An 18,835-nucleotide genomic window follows, 5' to 3' on the forward strand; every position below is an offset into this window, starting at 1 on the left:
GAAATTGGATATAACTTTTAGAAACTAATTTTAAAAGTTAGATTTGGTGTTATACCCAAAGATTGCGTATTGATTTCGGTAACCGTGTTTTGGTTGTTTAGCTGATAATAGTTGTTAATGGTATTTTTGCTATTAAATAGATTCCATATTGAAGCACCTAAATGTGCCTGCCATTTTTTGGTAAGCTTAAATTTGTATGTCGCTGAACAATCGGTTCTAAAATAACTTGAAAGATTACTGCTGTTTGGTTCATTATAGTTTATATTTCCAATGGCTATAGGGTTTTCAGTATTGTAACCTGTTGTAGGTCTTCCGGAATGCCAATTCATGCCTAAAGCCAATTTTAAATTATTTATACTATAGGTTCCGGCAAAAGTAATTTGGTGTCTTATGTCAATGTTATTGGGAAAGTCAATGCCATTATTAAGATCATTAAAAGTGTAATCATTTTTACTTAACGAATAGCTTAACCAAGTACTCCAGTTATCAAATTGCTGGTTAATTAAAAAATCTAAACCTGATATTATATAGGTGCCGCTGGTGTTGGTATATTGATATTGGTTTTGAAACCCTTGACTTCTAGAGGTAATACCTTCAACCTGTTTGATATATCCTTCCAAACTAACTAGCAGTGATTTCTTTTTATAATGTGTTCCCAATGATAATTGCTGACTTTGAATAATTGGTATATCGTCATTATTAGAAAGTATCCAGCGCCTTTTTTCAACACCTAGAAAATCATCTTGTAAATCAATTATTTGAGAAGCCGTCTGACTTTTCAGTTCGGCTAATAGTTCTAACCTAAAGTTTTTTGAAATCTTTTGATTGATTGCCAATCTAGGCTCCATAAAAAAGTCAGAAAACTGTTCAATATAATTAGCGCGAAGCCCTAATCTGGCATAGGTTTTTCCTGAATTAGACTTAAAACTAACTTCGTTAAATAGACCGTGTGCCCGAAGCACTTCTTTCACGTAACGCCTATATTCAGGATTAGAAACGTCTTCTAGGTTGCTCATGCCAATTTCTGCATATTGATAGCCTCCTAAATAATTTAAATTACCATTTATTTGATAATTGGCTTGAAATTCAAACCTATTGTCTCTGACATCATTTTCTTGGATGAGCCGTTGATTATTACTTACATCGTTGTTTTTTGAGTTTAAATCATAATTAGATAATGAGGCGGTAATTGTGGTTTGTAATTTGGATTGCCAATTTCGTTTATATTCAAATCCCAAAGCCATACTTTCTTGTATCAGTTTACTGGTTGAAGATTGACTGAAGCTGTTAGCAATTGAAGTTTCGTGATAATCCAAGGAATTAAATATTTTCAGACCACTTATAGTTATTTGATCTTTTGTGGTGGGTTTTAATATCACTTTAGATGAAACATCATAAAAATAAAAGCGTTCGTCTTGGGTAATACGATTACTGTTTTGTTGAGTTAAATCTGAATCTTGAAAAATCCTATCAAAATACTGGTTGTAAGTAGGTGTATTAAAAACATCGGTAAGCGACCGTCTTGCTGAAACTTGAACACCAATTTTTTTAGTAATAGGTACTTTAATATAACCATCTGCGGCAATTAGATTACTACCAAATCCACCTTGAACTTTATCATGAATACTATCAGAACTATGCATATTAATTATTCCTGAAACACCGTCGCCAAATTGGGCGCTTGTACCATTTTTAGAAATTGATACAGCATTGATTAATGAGGGATTGAATGCAGAAATCAAACCAAAAAAATGACCTGATTGATACATTTTTATGCCATCCCACATAATAAGATTTTGATCATTTGTTCCACCTCGAATATTAAGGTTAGATACACGCTCATCAACACTAGTTATTCCCGGAAGTGCTTGAATAGTTTGTAAAACATCAGGTTCAATCAAGCCAGGTAATATGCCAAATTCATCAAGATTAATTTCAGAGGTGCCATCAGTTTTTATGGAAATTCCTTCAGTTAAGAATTTGGTGATAAGCACTTCGTCTAAAAATTGAGTGTCAGTAATAGAATTTCTTATAACATAGTTATTAGTACCTATTTGCTGAAATACCAAAAGGGTTTCTTTTTGTAAGAATGTGATGAGGGTTTCAAGAGATAGGTCTTCATCAGGAAGCCTAACAGTTTTACCAATCACATGCTCATCGGCATAGGAAAAACGAACTTGATATTGTTCTGATAACATTTCTAGAACATCAGAAAGCGGCTCCTTATTAGTTTGATTTTGAGCACGAACTAAAAGAAAATTACATAAAAATAAACAGGTAATAATTATTGTTTTAATACTACTCACGGTTTAGTACAATCACACTGTTTTTAATGTTAAAGTTAAGGTTTAAAGGTAGCGTAATAGTCTTTAGAGCTAATTCCTGATTGTCGTGAACAAAACTTCCTGTGTATAATCGTTCAGTATCAATGGCATCAGAATTAAATGAAACTTTGTATTGCCGTTCAAATTCACGTAACACATACTTGTAAGGAATACTCTTAAAATAACTTTCGTTACCCAGCCAACTTGGTTTTTTCTTTTTTTCTTTTTCTTGAGCAATATATTTCCCATCAATAATTAAAAACTGGTCCCCAGGTTTTAACACTTTGGTTTTTGTATTAGCAATGACTTTTACAGAACCTTCATAGCAAGTTACTTCAAAATAGTCATGTCTGTTTTTTACATTGAATTCAGTACCAAGAACAGTTATGTTTCCTGAACTTGTTAAAACGGTGAATTCTGATCCTTTTTCAACATCAAAAAAGGCTTCGCCATCCAAATGTACATCTCTTTTTGAATTCCAATTCTTTTTATTGAAAGTAAGTGATGATTTAGCATTCAGTGTTACTAATGTTTGATCTGGTAAGGTGATTTCAGTCTTTTCTGCTAAAAGGGTTTCCGCTGTGGTATCAAGTGTTGTTGTATAATAATACATGCTGAAAATGACTGCGATAACAGCGGCAATTCTTAAAAATGGTTTAAACCAAGCCGTATTGTTTTTTGTATTGTTACTTGTTGAAATTTTCTCTTGAATTTTAGAATATACTGATTCATTATCAAATTCGGGAGCTGAGAAGTCCTTTAGAGCATGTGATAATTTTTTCAAATCAGGATAGTCATCCAATGCTTTGAAAGCGCTTTCTTCTTCCGCATTCAAGTCGTGATCTAACCATTTTTTTATTAAATATTCTCTATCCATAATCAGTATTTCATATATATAACAGACTTGACTCTTTTTCTCCTACCTAAAGTATTAAATTTCCTCAATTTCTTTTCGTAATTGTTTTAATGCACCATAAATACGTTTCTCAACAGCTTTTTGTGAAATATTCAAAATTTCAGCGATTTCTCTATGCTTCTTGCCTTCAATACGGTTCATTAAGAATGCCACACGTTGTGCTTTGGTTAAGTTAGAAATAGCCTTTTGTAATTTTAGTTTATATTCTTGTTCCTGCATTAGGAATTCCGGATCTTCATGGGTTGACGATTTGGGCTTGGTTTCCTGAAATTTTAACACGACTTTTTGATGGGCAATATCATTCAAGGTTAAATTGTTGGCAACCGTAAACAAAAATGATTTAGCCTTTGAAGGTTTGACATCTTTGCACTTTTGCCAAAGCTTTACAAAAGCTTCTTGGACTTTGTCCTGCGGATTTATATGACTGCCAAATTTGTAATACAGAAAATCGTGTAAATCTGTTGCATAGTCCTTAAATGCCTTTGAAAATAAAGCTTCATCGCATATGTGGTTGTTTAAATCTTTGGGCATTTTTAGGTTTTATGTTCGTAAATGTATAAAAAAAGAAATACAGAGGTAGGACATTTTTAAATACAACTGTTATATTGTAAATAACCAATAAAATTCATGTTATGAAATTTAGATTATCACTTTTGTTACTACTTATGATGTTATTTGTTGGCGTATCCTGTCAAGAAGAAGCTAATGAAGAAACCCCTCCAAATCAGGAAGAGACTATTGCGCCAAATTCGACTTTGGCCAATTTAATGCGACACACATCATCCAATGACGGAACGATTGATAATATTATGGATGGTAGCGATTGTTTTTCGGTGAATTTACCAGTAACCATTGTTGCTAATGGTATTACGCTGACTATTGAGTCGATAGATGATTTTAGTTTGATTGAAGCTATTTTCAATGAGAATATGAATGATGAGGATTCTATAGAATTTTTGTTTCCTGTCACCATTATTTTAAATGATTATACAGAAATTAATATAGAATCTGTTGAAGAACTGGATACTTTTATTGAGAGTTGCGTGACTAATGAAGACGTTATAGAATGTGTAGATTTTGTTTATCCTTTGGTGTTTTCAATTTATAATACCAATTTTCAAGTAATCGATACGGTTGAGGTCAATAATGACTATGAACTGTATATCTTTTTAGAAGGATTGGAAACAGATAATCAAGGAGCTGTATTGGCTAGTTTAAATTTTCCAGTCTCTCTTGTTTATGTAAATGGTAATACGGTTGAAGTTACTAATAATCAAGAATTGGAAGAGGCTATCAGTGCCGCCAATGAGAATTGTGACACTGATTGCACCGAAGAGTTTGTTGTGACAAACTTACAGGAATGTTTGTGGAATATAACTAGTTACAATAATACAGGTGATCTGTCAGAATACTATTTAAATTTTAAAGGACATGATTCGCTACAAGTTACGACTTCGAATTTTTCAACTATTGAAGCCAATTGGGTAATGTCAAGTAGTAATACAGGTTCCCCAGAATTGGTTATTTCTAATTTTATTGATGATGTAAATGGTTCTTGGTTAATTGATAGTTGCGATGAAGAAGTCTTTCAATTTACCCAAACAGACACTATTACAGGAAATGAAAACACGATGGTTTTAGAGCAAGATTGTGAGTTATATGATTTGTTTAGTGACTGCTATATGAATTTAATTGATTCGTCAAATTTTCAGCTTATGAGTTGTGATGAAAATAATGATGGGTTAGAAGTTTTTAATCTAACCGAAATAGGTGATTCGATTTCTTGTTCTATTCCAATCTCTTTTTCTTATTATACGAGTTCAAACGATGCTTATAACCAAGTAAATCAGATTCCAAACCCTGAATCTTATGAATCAGCTTCGGGTATGGTGTTTATTTTGATAAAAGCGTTTTATGAAGAAAGTTATTATGCGTTTCCGATTGACCTAATTGTCCGAGATTGCGGTGATTTATGTTCAGAGGAAGAACTAGATGCTTATTTAGTAGAATGTATATGGAATGTTGTTGATTTTGATAACAGCAATGATTTAGCAGTTTATGATTTAGACTTTAATTCTGATGGTACTGTTGTTATCACTGGAAATGGCTTAACAATTGTTTCAATGTGGTCAACATCACAATCGGGTTCCGGAACTATAGTTGAATTTAGTAATGTGGCCGGGCCAGATATACAAGCTATATCTGGAAGCTGGTTGATAGTTGAGTGTAATGAGGATAGATTGGTAATGGAATCAATTAATAGTATATCTGAAATGGTTATGGAGCAGGATTGTGCCAATTGTGATAATCCGGGTATATTGACTGATGATTTAGTAATTTATATACCGTTTTCCAATGAAACAAACGATTTAATGAATGATTCTGCTGAAGTCATTATAGGAACTGGATCCTATGTTGAAGATCGTGCTGGAAATGTTTCCTGTGCCACCGCTTTTGATGGAACTCAAAGTGTTGAGGTTCCAGTTTCTGCTTTTAATCAAATTGTTCAAGGGGACAGTTTTACAATAAGTGTTTGGTTTAAAATGCAAAACACTAACGCAGGAAATTTAGAGGTGTTTTTTAGAAAGCCTGGTAATGCTACAGTAGGTTTTAATTTAGGTGTCTATGATTTAAATACACCCTTATTTTTTGATAATTTAAACACGTCACTTTGGGACAATGATTGGAATCAAGAGGTAGATGTTATTTGGGATAATACAGACTGGCATCATTTGGTTGTTACAGTAGATTCTAATAACACTGTGAGATTATATAGAGACGGTGTCTTGAGAAATATTAATGAGAGTTCCGATTTGAGTATAGGTGCAGATCCAACATCTCATTATCTTTTAGGAGAGGGTTTTCAGGGCCATTTAGATGATTTACGCGTTTACAAACGTACATTGAGCGATAATGAAGTAGGCGATTTATACAATTTAGAAGCAGATTGTTATACTTGCTTGTAATGCTAATTTTTGGTTAATTAGTTTAAGTGAAAGGCTACTGGAAACAGTAGCTTTTTTTGTTTGATTAAACTTTATAAATACACTACAAATACTTAAATTTGCAATTCTTAAAATTACAAGAATCCTATGTTTAATAATTTAAGTGAAAAGTTAGATAAAGCGTTACATGTCTTAAAAGGTCATGGTAGTATTACTGAAGTTAATGTTGCTGAAACTTTAAAGGAAGTTCGTAGAGCGCTTTTAGATGCCGATGTTAATTTTAAAATTGCCAAGGAATTTACAAATCGTGTAAAGGAAAAAGCACTTGGTCAAAACGTATTGACAACGTTACAGCCTGGTCAGTTAATGGTTAAAATCGTAAAAGACGAGTTAACCGAACTTATGGGTGGTGATGCCGAAGGAATCAACCTATCAGGAACACCAAGTATTATATTAATGTCTGGTTTGCAGGGTTCTGGTAAAACAACTTTCTCTGGTAAACTGGCCAATTACTTAAAAAATAAGAAAACAAAAAAACCATTATTAGTTGCATGTGATGTGTATCGTCCTGCTGCTATTGACCAGTTGCATGTTGTTGGTGAACAGATAAATGTTGAGGTTTTTAGTGATAAAGGCAATCAAGATCCTGTTGCCATTGCGCAAGCTGGTATTGCTCATGCTAAAGCCAATGGTCACAATGTGGTAATTATAGATACTGCTGGTCGTCTAGCTGTAGATGAAGCCATGATGACTGAGATATCCAATATTCACAAGGCTATTCAGCCACAGGAAACCTTGTTTGTGGTTGATTCCATGACTGGTCAAGATGCTGTTAACACAGCTAAAGCCTTTAATGATGTACTGAACTTTGATGGTGTTATCCTTACCAAGTTAGATGGTGATACGCGAGGTGGTGCTGCCATTTCTATTAAATCGGTTGTCAATAAACCTATTAAGTTTATTGGTACTGGAGAAAAAATGGAAGCTATTGATGTGTTCTATCCGTCACGTATGGCAGACCGTATTTTAGGAATGGGTGATGTGGTTTCGCTAGTAGAAAGAGCTCAAGAGCAATATGATGAAGAAGAGGCTAGGAAACTTCAAAAGAAAATAGCTAAAAATCAGTTCGGATTTGATGACTTCTTAAAGCAGATCCAACAGATTAAGAAAATGGGTAACATGAAAGATTTAATAGGCATGATACCTGGAGCTGGAAAAATGATGAAAAACATTGATATAGATGATGACGCTTTTAAAGGTATTGAGGCTATTATTCATTCTATGACGCCAAAAGAACGCGCTAATCCTGCTATTATAAATTCAAGTAGAAAAAAACGAATAGGTAAAGGTTCGGGAACTTCGGTTCAAGAAGTGAATCAATTACTAAAACAATTTGATCAAATGAGCAAGATGATGAAAATGATGCAAGGTGGTGGCGGTAAACGTATGATGCAAGCTATGAAAAACATGAGGTAGTTTTTGAGTAAGCAGTCACAGTTTTCAGTAATAATATGGACTTTAAAGAATTATTAGCCTATAAAAAAGCATTCGATTTATCTATGGGTATATTTGAGATTTCGAAATCATTTCCAAAGGAAGAAACTTATTCTTTAACTGACCAAATAAGAAGAAGCTCACGTTCAGTATGTGCAAATATATCAGAAGCGTATAGAAAAAGAAGATATGTCAAACACTTTATAAGTAAGTTGACAGATGCTGATGGAGAGAACTCTGAAACGAGTACTTGGTTAGATTTTGCTTTGAAATGTAATTATATTTCTAAAAAAGAATATTCCAATTATATTGAACAAAATAGACAAGTTGGTAAACTAATTAATTTCATGATTAATAATCCTAGTAAATTTGGTGTAGAAAATATTTGATAATACATCAAACTGGAAACTGGGACTGAAAACTTATTATAAAAGATGACCATTTTAGACGGAAAAAAAGTAAGTAACGACATCAAAAACGAAATAGCCGAAGAGGTTAAAAAAATGAAAGCCAAAGGAGAGAAAGTTCCGCATTTGGCAGCAGTTATTGTCGGTAATGATGGCGCTAGTTTGACGTATGTAGGCAGTAAGGTCAGGGCTTGTGAGCGCGTTGGTTTTGAGTCGACCATGGTTCGTATGTCAAATACAACTAGTGAAATTGAATTATTAGATAAAATTGAAGAATTAAATGAAAACCCAGATATTGATGGATTTATTATTCAATTGCCTTTGCCACGTCAGATTAATACTCAAAAAGTTTTAATGGCTGTTCATCCAGATAAGGATGTGGATGGTTTTCATCCTATGAATTTCGGTAAAATGGCACTAGACATGTCCACGTTTATTCCAGCAACACCATTTGGTATTTTGGAGTTGTTAGATAGATACAATGTAGATACAAAGGGAAAGCATACAGTTGTAATAGGGAGAAGTCATATTGTAGGAAGACCAATGAGTATTTTAATGGGTAGAAAAGGGTTTCCCGGAAATTCAACTGTAACACTTACACATAGTCACACAAAGAATATAACTCAAATTACTTCTCAAGCTGACATTATTATATCGGCACTTGGAGTCCCTAATTTCTTAAAGGCTGAAATGGTAAAAGATGATGCTGTAATTATTGATGTTGGAATTACAAGAGTTCAAGATGAAACTTCACCAAAAGGTTATGTTATTACAGGAGATGTGGACTTTGAAAATGTTAGCAAAAAAGCTAGTTTTATTACGCCAGTTCCTGGCGGTGTAGGACCAATGACAATTGCTATGTTGTTAAAAAACACGTTGTTGGCTAGGGAAATTCACAATAATAAATAAGATTATTTAGCAAATAACTGATCTATGTCCTTAAAGGCTTTAAACTCTAAAGCATTTCCTGCTGGATCTAGGAAAAACATCGTAGCCTGTTCGCCAACTTGACCTTCAAAACGAACATAAGGCTCAATGATGAATTGGATGCCTTTATTTTTTAAATCTTCAGCAAATTCACGAAACGTATCCCAAGGTAATACAACACCGTAATGAGGGATAGGTACATTTTTACCATCAACAGCATTGGTGTGAAGTTCTTCTTTTGATTTTGGTTTGTAATGAATTACCAATTGATGACCAAATAAATTGAAATCAACCCAATGGTCACTACTTCTGCCTTCTTCGCAGTTTAATATATCGCGATAAAAAATTCTAGACTCATTTAAATTATGAACAGGAATAGCGATGTGAAATGGTGAGAGCTTTGACATATTCAAATATAGACTAATTCTCGTCTCGAACGCAATCTATCTTCCAAGTTGGAAAAACTACGGATTCTGATTTGTCAACCCATTCACCAACCCATTTATAACCCGTTTTACTAATATCGTAAAAAGTTAATCTAAAAAAGCCTTCAGTGCCATTTGGCGCTAGCTGTTCTCTGTATAAAACGATATTACCATTTTCTTGTTTATTGCCTTCCCATGTTGGGAATTTTGTTGAAGGAGTCTTGGAACTGTACCAGTGTACATACCATCTGCTGCTGTCAGCAATATATTGCCGTATACTTCCAGAATGTGAGCCATCTGATTTAAGTGTTTCATCTTGAACGGCCATGCCATTCATAATATATTTCCATGTCCAAGTCATGGCTTCGGGATCAGTCCAAGAGCCATCTTGATTACGTTTTGTAGAGGTGCAGTTGCAGCTTCCAATCATTGGCGCATAATCTGTTATTTGATTGGGAGCTTCAGGGTTCGGCTGTCCAAATGGAAAATCTTTACTACTTGTGAATTCATATTGAGAAAATGAGCAGAAAGATGACAGAAAAAAAACAATTAATAGTGCTTTCATGGTTGTTAGTTTTCTTAAAGTTACCAATCAGAATGATAAAGCTGCTGTTAATTAATAATAAATTAACATCTTAAGTAGTCTTATTTTGAGCGTCTTGAATGAGATTTTGGAACAAATGTTTTAGTAGATTCTTCCAATAATGTATTAAGTTCTTTTAATTCACTATCTGTAAATTCTCTATATTTTCCAACAGGAACATCCAGTAAAATATTCATGATGCGTACACGTTTTAGTGTTTGCACTTCATAGTTTAAATATTCACACATACGTCTAATTTGTCTGTTTAAACCTTGTGTGAGAATAATTTTAAATGTGTGTGAATCTAACTTTTCAACATAGCATTTTTTGGTAACGGTATCAATGATAGGAACGCCATTTGCCATACGTTCTATAAAAGTTTGAGAAATAGGCTTGTCAACAGTTACAATGTATTCTTTTTCATGATTATTACTGGCACGTAAAATCTTGTTGACTATATCACCGTCATCGGTTAAAAAAATCAAGCCTTCACTGGGTTTATCTAATCGACCAATGGGAAAAATACGTTTCGGATAATTTATAAAATCTATGATATTATCTTTTTCAACGCGTGTGTCTGTAGTGCAAACAATGCCAATAGGTTTATTGAAAGCTAGATATACAAATTTATTTTTGTTGTTCTTCACTTCTTTGCCATCTACGCATACCACATCATCAGGACTTACTTTGGTCCCCATTTCTGGCACTTCACCATTAATTGTAACGCGACCTGCATCTATAAGTTTGTCCGCTGCACGACGAGAGCAATAGCCAGCTTCACTTAAATATTTGTTGAGTCTGGTTAAATCTTTATCCATGTAGCAAAGATAGCATATTAGTTTTCCAAAAACTCATAGATGTGGTTTGAAATGCTTTCGTCATTCATAGAATGACCTAATCCAGAGGTTGTAATAAGTTTACTGTTTTTAAGGCTTTTGTTGATAAGGATGGCATCATGATATGGGATGACATCATCTTTTTCGTCATGAATAATTAATCCTTCTAGATTTAGCAATTCTAATTGTTTGGCAGTTGAAAAAGAAATGGTTTCAACATTAAACCTTTTTTTTATTAATGCAATTATGGCATTTTTTGTGCGCTTGCTGTAGCCCATCATTTTAAAATAGCGTTTTAATACATCTGTAAATTCTGATGGAGAACCAATTAAAATAAGTTTTTTTAAATTAGAATTTTCAGGATTGCTTTGTGAAAAAGCTGAAGCCATGCCTCCAACAGAATGTCCAATAATGATGTCCGGTTTAAATTTTTTTGCAACACCTTGTATGAATTCAGCATAAAGCAAAGCATTAAAGCGACTACTTCCTGATCTCCCATGCGCTGGAGCATCAAGAGCGATAATATTATAGTTAAGTTTTTTTAATGGCTCAATCAAATATTGCCATCTAGCCGAATTACTTTCCCAACCATGAGCTAACAGTATGGTTTTGCCTTTTCCCAACCAACGATAGGTCATCACGGGTGTACCATTCACCAAAAGTTCCTCCCTAAATGAGGTTCCTAAAAAATCAGATTGTTCTTCATTTATTCGGCCTTTTAAAGGTCTCGTAAATAAAAATAAAGCCAATCTTGCTCCTAATTTTTTGGAGAATAAACTAACGATGTTAATAAACAAGCCTATTAATTTTTGAATGACAATCACGATGGTTCTCTATTTACTAAATCTATAGAAAATGCGGGTTTACAGATGGCTAAATATTCACAAGGTTCAGTAAAAGGGTTGGAGTATTGAACTCTTGTGTTTTTAGTGATTTTTATGGATTGACCAGCTTCTAAAACGATAGTTTCGCCTTCAATAATAAACTGCTTTTTCCCTTTTATAATAAATGTAAATTCATCAAATTCTGGTGTTTGATATGGTTCGCTCCAACCAGGAGGCGCAATCATATGTGCAATGCTAATATCTGAATTACTAGTGCTCGCCAAGCCAAAATGTTCTTTTATAATTTTTCCATCTGTAGTTGGAACAATAAAAGGAGATGTTTGTACGCTATATTTTTTCATATTACTTAAGAGGGCGTTTTTTTATCATACCGCCTTTAATGTCTTTTACTAACCCTTTTATAATAAAGGCTTCTTTATCAATTTTATCTATTTCAGTTTCTAATTTTGCTAACTCTAAACGCGTGGTAACGGTATAAATAATATCTCGTTTGGTGCTAACGCCATTTTTTCCATAACCACCTTTTCCTTCATATATTGTGCACGCACGTCTTAATTTATCAATTAGCATGATTTTTATGTCTTCATGATGAGCAGAAATTATAGTTACGCCAACATATTCTTCTACACCATCAACAACAAAGTCCACTGTTCTGGCAGCTGCTAAATAGGTTAGCATGGCGTAAAGTCCAGTTTCTATGGATAGTACGTAAATTCCAAATGAAAAAATAATTAGATTAATTAAAAGCAAAACATCTCCAATGGTTAATGAAAGTTTTCTACTTAAAAAAATAGCCAAAACTTCTGTGCCATCAATTACGCTGCCTCCTCTCATGGCCATACCAATACCTAGTCCAAGAAAGAATCCACCAAATACGGCAATAAGCAACTTGTCATCTGTTATGGTTGGGTAATCAATATAGTGTACTACAAACGCTAAAAGCATAATGGCTACAATGCTTTTAATGGCGAATTTTACATTGAACATTTTGGCACCCAAAATGATGAAAGGGATATTTACTAGAATAAGAAAATAACTTAATGGAATTTCCGTGACTATTTCAAGCAGTAAGCTAATTCCGGTGGCACCGCCATCAATAAAACGATTGGGTAAAAGAAATCCTTTTAAACCAAATCCGGCTGAAAACACGCCAATGATAATAAATATAGATTCCTTGACAGCATGGCTTAATTCTACCTGTAAACTTCTTATTAGCGGAACAAGTTGCTTATTAGAAATATCTTTTGAAGCATTTTGCGCTTCAAGCTTTTTCTTGGCAACAAAAGTGAGTAATTTAGAAACTATTGATGATTTCATTAAGGTCTTTTAAGGTCTCGTTTTACCATCCAATCATAAAATATTTAATCTTTGCTTTCTCTGGAATTTGAATGGCTTCAATTTCAGCGTTTAAATTGAATTGTAATTCGGCTGGTAATTCTTTTTTATCAATTGTAAAAAAGGCGTCTATTTCATTAACAAAAACAACCACATTTTTAAAGGTGTTTTGAATACTTGATATTTTATAGTTGTTTTTTATAACTCCAAATGTGCTATTCGTTGATAAGCCTTTTGCTGTTTTATAACGTGAATCTATAATTTTAATAGTTGCTATTGTTGCAGTTGAGTCAGAAGCTTTACTAGGTGTTAATACTAACAATGGTTTCCCTGAAGTATCAAATACTTCAATGTCTCGACCATCATCAATAAACTGATTGTTGTTCTTTACAAAACCCAATGAATCATTTTTGTAAATAGTTTTTAGATCTTTTACTTGAGTTGAATCATTAAGAAGACCAATGCTTTTTTTACTTATTAAAAATGGATCTTCTTGTTTACTGCATCCAACAAATACTAATAGGGTTAATATAAGAGGTATTAAAATTTTATTCATGCTTGTTATTTCAGTTTAAATTTAGATTTTATTATTTCATGACTTTTGTAAGTATACCAAAAACACTTCTAATAAAAGTAGCGCTTGTCAATACTTTAACAATTGGGTTCATGCGTGTACTTTTTCTGGTGCTTCCAGTTTTTCTTTTGGATTCAGCTTTTTTAAGTGCTTCTTTTTCCTTTCTTGCTTTTTCTTTAGCTTCTTCAGCTTCGGCTTGTTCTATTTTTTTGTTAAGCATTTCATAAGCACTTTCTCGGTCAATTTCTTCATTATATTTTTTCACTAAATCAGAATCAGATAATAGATTTCTCAATTCTGTATCCGTTAAAATGTCCATACGACTCATGGGTGCGCGCATCATAGTTGCTGCCAATGGTGTCGGTCTCCCTTTTTCATTTAATGCAGAAACCAATGCTTCACCAGTTCCCAATGAGGTTAAAACGTCAGCCGTATCATAATATTCTGTGTCAGGATAATTTTGCGCAGTTAGTTTTATAGCTTTTCTATCTTTAGCCGTAAAAGCGCGTAACGCATGTTGAACTTTTAATCCCAATTGACTTAAAACCGCTTCAGGAACATCCGTTGGGTTTTGAGTAACAAAATACAACCCAACACCTTTACTACGGATGAGTTTAACGATGCTTTCAATTTGATTTAACAATGCTTTTGAGGCTTCGTTAAATATTAAATGTGCTTCATCAATAAACATAATGAGTTCAGGTCTTCCCGAATCGCCTTGTTCAGGAAATGTAGAATATATTTCAGCCAATAGGCTCAACATAAAGGTTGAGAACAGTTTTGGCTTATCTTGAATATCTGTTAATCTAATGATGTTTATGTAGCCACGACCATCTTTATCTATTCGTAAAAGATCATCTACTTCAAAGGATTTTTCCCCAAAGAATAGTTCACCACCTTGTTGTTCAATTTCGATTATTTTACGCAAAATAGCACCAGTTGATGCTGTTGAAATCCTACCATAAGCTTCTTGGAACTCTTCTTTGCCTTCGCCTGTGGCATATTGTAATATTTTTTTGAAATCCTTTAAGTCGAGTAGAGGCAGTTTATGATCGTCACAATATTTGAAAATTACCGATATTATTCCAGCTTGAGTTTCAGTAACATCTAAAATTCGAGAGATTAAAACTGGCCCAAATTCGCTAATTGTTGCGCGTAGTCTAACTCCATTTTGTTCTGAAAGTGTTAAAATTTCAACCGGAAAAGCTTTAGGATTAAAGGGAAGCCCGATGGCTTCATGACGTTCATCGATTTTTGGATGTCCTGGACTTGGTTGCGCCAATCCACTTAAGTCCCCTTTTATATCCATCAATAAAACAGGTACGCCTTTTTCTGAAAGGTTTTCTGCTAAAACTTGGAGAGTTTTTGTTTTTCCTGTACCTGTCGCTCCAGCAATTAAACCATGTCTATTCATGGTTTTTAGTGGAACATTCACAAAGGCATTCTTAACGGTTGTCCCATCTAACATAGCAGAGCCTAAAGTTATATATTCACCTTTGTTGGTATTCCCTTCCGTAATATGTTTAAAGAATTCTTCCTGTCTACTCATTTTCAAAAATTTCCATAAAAATACTAATCTTATGGCTATATACAGAAACTATTCTAAACAAAATCTTACGAATTCAGAGCATTAGCTTTCAACTTAATAACTATCTTTGCAAGCTATGACACGAAGTGAAAGACAAGAGCTAATAGATAAAGGACTTTTATTGCCTTTAATGGAAGAATTTTACACCATACAAGGTGAGGGCTATCATAAAGGAACTGCCGCATATTTTGTAAGAATAGGTGGGTGCGATGTGGGTTGTCATTGGTGCGATGTTAAAGAAAGCTGGTTGGCGGAATTACATCCACCTACTGAAACTGAAAAGATAGTTGAAAATGCCGTTAAATATAGTGATACCATAGTAGTCACAGGTGGCGAACCGTTAACATGGGATATGGGGCCGTTAACACAACAGCTAAACTCTAAAGGCGTTCAAACACATATTGAAACTTCAGGTGCTTATAAGTTAACTGGACAATGGGATTGGATTTGTTTGTCACCAAAAAAGCTCAAATTACCAACCGAAGAGATTTATCAAAAAGCACATGAATTAAAATGCATTATTTATAATAAAAGCGATTTTAAATTTGCTGAAGAACAAGCCGCGAAAGTAAATAAAGATTGTATTTTGTACTTACAACCCGAATGGAGTAAACGCGAAAAGGTAATTCCTGAAATTGTAGATTATGTCATGAAACATCCGAAATGGAAAGTTTCTCTTCAGACTCATAAGTATTTGAATATTCCTTAATTTTTGAGAAGTATTTGAGCAATTAGAAATAAACAATTAAATTTAGTTCTTATATGCGAAAATACGTTTTCTTCTTTCTGTTTATTTTACCCTTATTAACTGTTGGGCAGAAATACAGCTTCAAGCAATTTACTACTCAAGATGGTTTAGCACATAATTCTATTAATGAAATTATTCAAGCAAAAGACAATAGAATTTGGTTGGCTACTCCCGGAGGATTGTCTAGTTTTAACGGAAAGGATTTTAATAACTACAATGTAAATAATGGCTTATCTTCTAATTATATTAATACTGTTTTTGAAGATTCCAAAGGTAGGATTTGGATTGGAACTCGCGCTAAAGGAGCTTCAATTATTCATGAAAATAGTATAACAAATTTAACCAATTTACATCCAGATGGAGTTCTAGATATCGCTGCATTTCTGGAATCAAAAGATGGTACAATTTACATGTTTAGTAAAGATGGGTTTCTGACTTATAAAGAAGGTGTATTGTCTAAATTGGAAGTGGAGAACAAATCCAATACCAAAATTATACATTTTAATGTCACTTGGTTTGATGAGAATACAATCTATATAGCTACGCTTAATTATGGCATAGCAAAACTTACACTAAACCCTGCTAAAATTGAATTTATTGATAATAATACGCACGACTTAAATAATATTTGTTATTCCGTACTAAAAGATGGTAATGCATTATGGGTTGGGACTTATGGAGAAATGGTCAGTTTAGAGTCTGATAAAGTTACTATTAAAGAAAAATTTAATAACACGAACTATGACCAAAATAGAGTTTATGGCATATATCCTTTAAACAACCAAGAATTGCTATTGGCTTTTGAGGGTAATGGATTTGGAATTTATAATAAATTAAATAAATCCTGTAAAATTATAAATCAAGAAAATGGGTTACCAACACCTTACATTTATAAAGTAATCAAAGATAATGAAGATAACATTTGGTTAGCAACAGATGGACATGGTTTAATAAAATATAGAGACTTCTCATTTAAATTATACAATACCGAAGTCGGATTTAATTCAGATGAAATTATAGGAGTTTTGCCATTTGATGATGAAATTATGGTTGCGACCGACCAAAGTCTCATATCTCTAAAGGATGAAAAAGTTAATACTATTGTAGATAAACCAATTTACGGTATTTCAAAAGCAGCTGATGATAAGATGTTGTTTTCAACATTTGATAGCATATTCCGCTTAAATAATGAAAATATCCCAAACTTAATTAAGGATGGGCATTTCAGACATTTTTATAACGATTCAATTCAATCAATTTTTTATAGAAGAGAACATTATGAATTTTTGAAGGAAAACGATTTTAAGATTATAAACCATAACAATAGGAATAAGTATTTTTTGGGTATAAGAGCGCTAAAAAATCGCTATATTTTTGCGCATAGAAATGCGCTGCTTCAGTTTTATAAGGGGCAATTAAAGGAAATTGATATTGAAGATTTTGAAGATTCATATTTTTTTGGAATAGATTCTTATGGAGAGAATAATATAGTTTTAGGAGATCTTAATAAAGAACAACTTTCATTCTTATCTTTTACTAATGATTCTATTTCTATTACTAATTTCCCACTTAGTCGTTTTGGAAAATTAGATAATTTGAATACCCTTAAAGTTAATAAGGATTATTTATGGTTAGGAACCCAAAAATTTCTTAAAAAGATTGATTTAAATTATTTATTACAAAAAGATTCGGTGGTTTCTAAAAATTACTTTTTTAATAAAGATTTTTTTAACGCTTCATTTAAAGGCGATAGTAACCATAATTTAGAATTCACAGATAATGGACTATTAGTAGCAGCATCTTCAGATGGTTTACTATTATTTGATGAAGAAAAATACAACTACAACATAACTGCGCCAAACATTAACCTTAACAAGGTGTCAGTGTTCTCTGAAACACTAAACGATAGCTTATATCGTAAGAATAATGTTCTAGAACTTCCTTATACAAGTAATTACCTTACATTTAATATGGAAGCAATTACATTTTCTAATCCAGAAAATGTAACGTATAAATATAGACTAAAAGGTTTAAGAGATAGTGATCTTTGGTCTGGTGATACAAATGATGATACAGTAGTATACTCATATCTTCCTCCTGGAGATTATGTTTTTGAATTTACTGCAAGCAATGGGAATGGCATATGGCAGGAAAATATGTATTCATACCCTTTTAAAATAAAAGCTCCCTTTTGGAGGTTGCCTTGGTTTTGGATTGGTTTTGTATTATTAAACTCATTACTCGCATTAATAATTATAGTTTGGAGGAATAAAGTCCAAAAAGAACAATTAAAAAGATTTTCAAGAGATTTAATTAAGGCTCAAGAAGAAGAACGTACACGTGTTTCTAAGGATCTACACGATAGTGTTGGGCAGCAATTAACCTTAATAAAAAAGAAAGCTCAAAATAATAAACAAGAAGAACTTTCTTCATTAACCAATCAAGCTTTAGAAGAAGTAAGAAGTATATCCAGAGCCTTGTACCCATCTAACCTAAAACAACTTGGGCTTACTGAAAGTATAGAGCAATTGTTATACGATCTTGACGAACAAACAGAGCTCTTTGTTTCAGTAGATATAGATCCTATAAACAAATTATTTAACGAAGAGCAAAGCTTAAATATTTATCGTTTTATTCAAGAAGCAGTTAATAATGTAATTAAACACGCTCAAGCAAAATCACTAGAAGTTGTTATTGAACATAAAAACCAAATTGTTAAACTTTCTGTCATAGACAATGGAAAAGGGTTTGATAATATTGCTGCGTTAAGACAAAAAAGTTTAGGACTAAAAACCATGACAGAACGAATACGTATATTAGGAGGAGAATTCCACATTATAAGTACTTTAAATAATGGGACAACAATAGAAGTTACAATACCAGTGTAA

17 protein-coding genes are annotated in these 18,835 nt (G+C 33.0%); 6 read left to right on the forward strand and 11 right to left on the reverse strand.

The window, feature by feature from the left end:
* Nucleotides 1-17: 17 nt before the first annotated feature.
* The 3 genes from C1S72_RS14105 to C1S72_RS14115 are packed head-to-tail and all read right to left on the reverse strand — an operon-like array spanning nucleotide 18 to nucleotide 3,771.
* Nucleotides 18-2,306 carry a TonB-dependent receptor plug domain-containing protein gene (locus tag C1S72_RS14105; RefSeq protein WP_104736386.1) on the reverse strand — a complete coding sequence of 763 codons (2,289 nt, stop codon included), beginning with the start codon at nucleotides 2,304-2,306 and terminating at the stop codon, nucleotides 18-20.
* Entirely contained in the window at nucleotides 2,299-3,201 is a 903-nt protein-coding gene (locus tag C1S72_RS14110) for a FecR family protein (RefSeq protein WP_104736387.1), read from the reverse strand. Before C1S72_RS14110 ends, C1S72_RS14105 begins: the two co-directional genes overlap by 8 nt.
* 54 nt (nucleotides 3,202-3,255) lie before the next feature.
* Nucleotides 3,256-3,771 (reverse strand): RNA polymerase sigma factor, encoded by a 516-nt coding sequence (locus tag C1S72_RS14115; RefSeq protein ID WP_104736388.1) that lies wholly within the window; start codon nucleotides 3,769-3,771, stop codon nucleotides 3,256-3,258.
* A gap of 101 nt (nucleotides 3,772-3,872) precedes the next feature.
* On the opposite strand from C1S72_RS14115, the gene C1S72_RS14120 reads away from it, so the two are divergent.
* The 4 genes from C1S72_RS14120 (at nucleotide 3,873) to C1S72_RS14135 (ending at nucleotide 8,995) form a co-directional block, all read left to right on the forward strand.
* Nucleotides 3,873-6,206, forward strand: coding sequence for a LamG domain-containing protein (locus C1S72_RS14120; RefSeq protein ID WP_104736389.1), 2,334 nt, complete (start codon nucleotides 3,873-3,875; stop codon nucleotides 6,204-6,206).
* Between the two features lie 126 nt (nucleotides 6,207-6,332).
* On the forward strand, nucleotides 6,333-7,661 hold the full coding sequence (gene ffh, locus C1S72_RS14125) for a signal recognition particle protein (protein ID WP_104736390.1): 1,329 nt from the start codon (nucleotides 6,333-6,335) through the stop codon (nucleotides 7,659-7,661).
* A 35-nt stretch (nucleotides 7,662-7,696) separates the two neighbouring features.
* A complete protein-coding gene (locus tag C1S72_RS14130; RefSeq protein WP_104736391.1) occupies nucleotides 7,697-8,068 on the forward strand; it encodes a four helix bundle protein in 372 nt (123 codons plus the stop codon).
* 45 nt (nucleotides 8,069-8,113) lie between these two features.
* Complete coding sequence (locus C1S72_RS14135) at nucleotides 8,114-8,995, forward strand: bifunctional 5,10-methylenetetrahydrofolate dehydrogenase/5,10-methenyltetrahydrofolate cyclohydrolase (RefSeq protein WP_104736392.1); 882 nt, start codon at nucleotides 8,114-8,116, stop codon at nucleotides 8,993-8,995.
* A gap of 2 nt (nucleotides 8,996-8,997) precedes the next feature.
* On the opposite strand, the gene C1S72_RS14140 is transcribed toward C1S72_RS14135, so the two are convergent.
* From C1S72_RS14140 to C1S72_RS14175, 8 genes are all read right to left on the reverse strand, one after another.
* On the reverse strand, nucleotides 8,998-9,420 hold the full coding sequence (locus tag C1S72_RS14140) for a VOC family protein (RefSeq protein ID WP_104736393.1): 423 nt from the start codon (nucleotides 9,418-9,420) through the stop codon (nucleotides 8,998-9,000).
* Between the two features lie 13 nt (nucleotides 9,421-9,433).
* Nucleotides 9,434-10,003, reverse strand: coding sequence for a hypothetical protein (locus C1S72_RS14145; protein ID WP_104736394.1), 570 nt, complete (start codon nucleotides 10,001-10,003; stop codon nucleotides 9,434-9,436).
* Nucleotides 10,004-10,083: 80 nt separating this feature from the next.
* Nucleotides 10,084-10,839 carry a 23S rRNA pseudouridine(2604) synthase RluF gene (gene rluF, locus C1S72_RS14150; RefSeq protein ID WP_104736395.1) on the reverse strand — a complete coding sequence of 252 codons (756 nt, stop codon included), beginning with the start codon at nucleotides 10,837-10,839 and terminating at the stop codon, nucleotides 10,084-10,086.
* A 17-nt stretch (nucleotides 10,840-10,856) separates the two neighbouring features.
* Nucleotides 10,857-11,654: an alpha/beta fold hydrolase gene (locus C1S72_RS14155; protein WP_230401668.1), complete on the reverse strand. Its 798-nt coding sequence runs from the start codon at nucleotides 11,652-11,654 to the stop codon at nucleotides 10,857-10,859.
* A 23-nt stretch (nucleotides 11,655-11,677) separates the two neighbouring features.
* Nucleotides 11,678-12,043, reverse strand: a complete 366-nt coding sequence (locus C1S72_RS14160) for a cupin domain-containing protein (RefSeq protein ID WP_104736397.1) — start codon at nucleotides 12,041-12,043, stop codon at nucleotides 11,678-11,680.
* 1 nt (nucleotide 12,044) lies between these two features.
* Complete coding sequence (locus C1S72_RS14165; RefSeq protein WP_104736398.1) at nucleotides 12,045-13,019, reverse strand: YitT family protein; 975 nt, start codon at nucleotides 13,017-13,019, stop codon at nucleotides 12,045-12,047.
* Between the two features lie 22 nt (nucleotides 13,020-13,041).
* Nucleotides 13,042-13,593, reverse strand: a complete 552-nt coding sequence (locus C1S72_RS14170) for a hypothetical protein (RefSeq protein WP_104736399.1) — start codon at nucleotides 13,591-13,593, stop codon at nucleotides 13,042-13,044.
* A gap of 31 nt (nucleotides 13,594-13,624) precedes the next feature.
* Complete coding sequence (locus C1S72_RS14175) at nucleotides 13,625-15,160, reverse strand: helicase HerA-like domain-containing protein (RefSeq protein ID WP_104736400.1); 1,536 nt, start codon at nucleotides 15,158-15,160, stop codon at nucleotides 13,625-13,627.
* A 115-nt stretch (nucleotides 15,161-15,275) separates the two neighbouring features.
* Here C1S72_RS14175 and C1S72_RS14180 point away from each other — a divergent pair, with 115 nt between their 5' ends.
* Complete coding sequence (locus C1S72_RS14180) at nucleotides 15,276-15,908, forward strand: 7-carboxy-7-deazaguanine synthase QueE (RefSeq protein WP_104736401.1); 633 nt, start codon at nucleotides 15,276-15,278, stop codon at nucleotides 15,906-15,908.
* A 53-nt stretch (nucleotides 15,909-15,961) separates the two neighbouring features.
* A complete protein-coding gene (locus tag C1S72_RS14185) occupies nucleotides 15,962-18,835 on the forward strand; it encodes a sensor histidine kinase (RefSeq protein ID WP_104736402.1) in 2,874 nt (957 codons plus the stop codon).

This window comes from Hanstruepera ponticola (assembly GCF_002940745.1).
Taxonomy (GTDB): Bacteria; Bacteroidota; Bacteroidia; order Flavobacteriales; family Flavobacteriaceae; genus Hanstruepera; species Hanstruepera ponticola.

Coding starts and splice junctions, on each gene's coding strand:
- C1S72_RS14110 (WP_104736387.1), bottom strand. CDS start 3,201: ATGGATAGAGAATATTTAATAAAAAAATGGTTAGATCACGACTTGAAT.
- C1S72_RS14175 (WP_104736400.1), bottom strand. CDS start 15,160: ATGAGTAGACAGGAAGAATTCTTTAAACATATTACGGAAGGGAATACC.
- C1S72_RS14115 (WP_104736388.1), bottom strand. CDS start 3,771: ATGCCCAAAGATTTAAACAACCACATATGCGATGAAGCTTTATTTTCA.
- C1S72_RS14140 (WP_104736393.1), bottom strand. CDS start 9,420: ATGTCAAAGCTCTCACCATTTCACATCGCTATTCCTGTTCATAATTTA.
- C1S72_RS14165 (WP_104736398.1), bottom strand. CDS start 13,019: ATGAAATCATCAATAGTTTCTAAATTACTCACTTTTGTTGCCAAGAAA.
- C1S72_RS14185 (WP_104736402.1), top strand. CDS start 15,962: ATGCGAAAATACGTTTTCTTCTTTCTGTTTATTTTACCCTTATTAACT.
- C1S72_RS14120 (WP_104736389.1), top strand. CDS start 3,873: ATGAAATTTAGATTATCACTTTTGTTACTACTTATGATGTTATTTGTT.
- ffh (WP_104736390.1), top strand. CDS start 6,333: ATGTTTAATAATTTAAGTGAAAAGTTAGATAAAGCGTTACATGTCTTA.
- C1S72_RS14145 (WP_104736394.1), bottom strand. CDS start 10,003: ATGAAAGCACTATTAATTGTTTTTTTTCTGTCATCTTTCTGCTCATTT.
- C1S72_RS14135 (WP_104736392.1), top strand. CDS start 8,114: ATGACCATTTTAGACGGAAAAAAAGTAAGTAACGACATCAAAAACGAA.
- C1S72_RS14170 (WP_104736399.1), bottom strand. CDS start 13,593: ATGAATAAAATTTTAATACCTCTTATATTAACCCTATTAGTATTTGTT.
- C1S72_RS14160 (WP_104736397.1), bottom strand. CDS start 12,043: ATGAAAAAATATAGCGTACAAACATCTCCTTTTATTGTTCCAACTACA.
- rluF (WP_104736395.1), bottom strand. CDS start 10,839: ATGGATAAAGATTTAACCAGACTCAACAAATATTTAAGTGAAGCTGGC.
- C1S72_RS14130 (WP_104736391.1), top strand. CDS start 7,697: ATGGACTTTAAAGAATTATTAGCCTATAAAAAAGCATTCGATTTATCT.
- C1S72_RS14180 (WP_104736401.1), top strand. CDS start 15,276: ATGACACGAAGTGAAAGACAAGAGCTAATAGATAAAGGACTTTTATTG.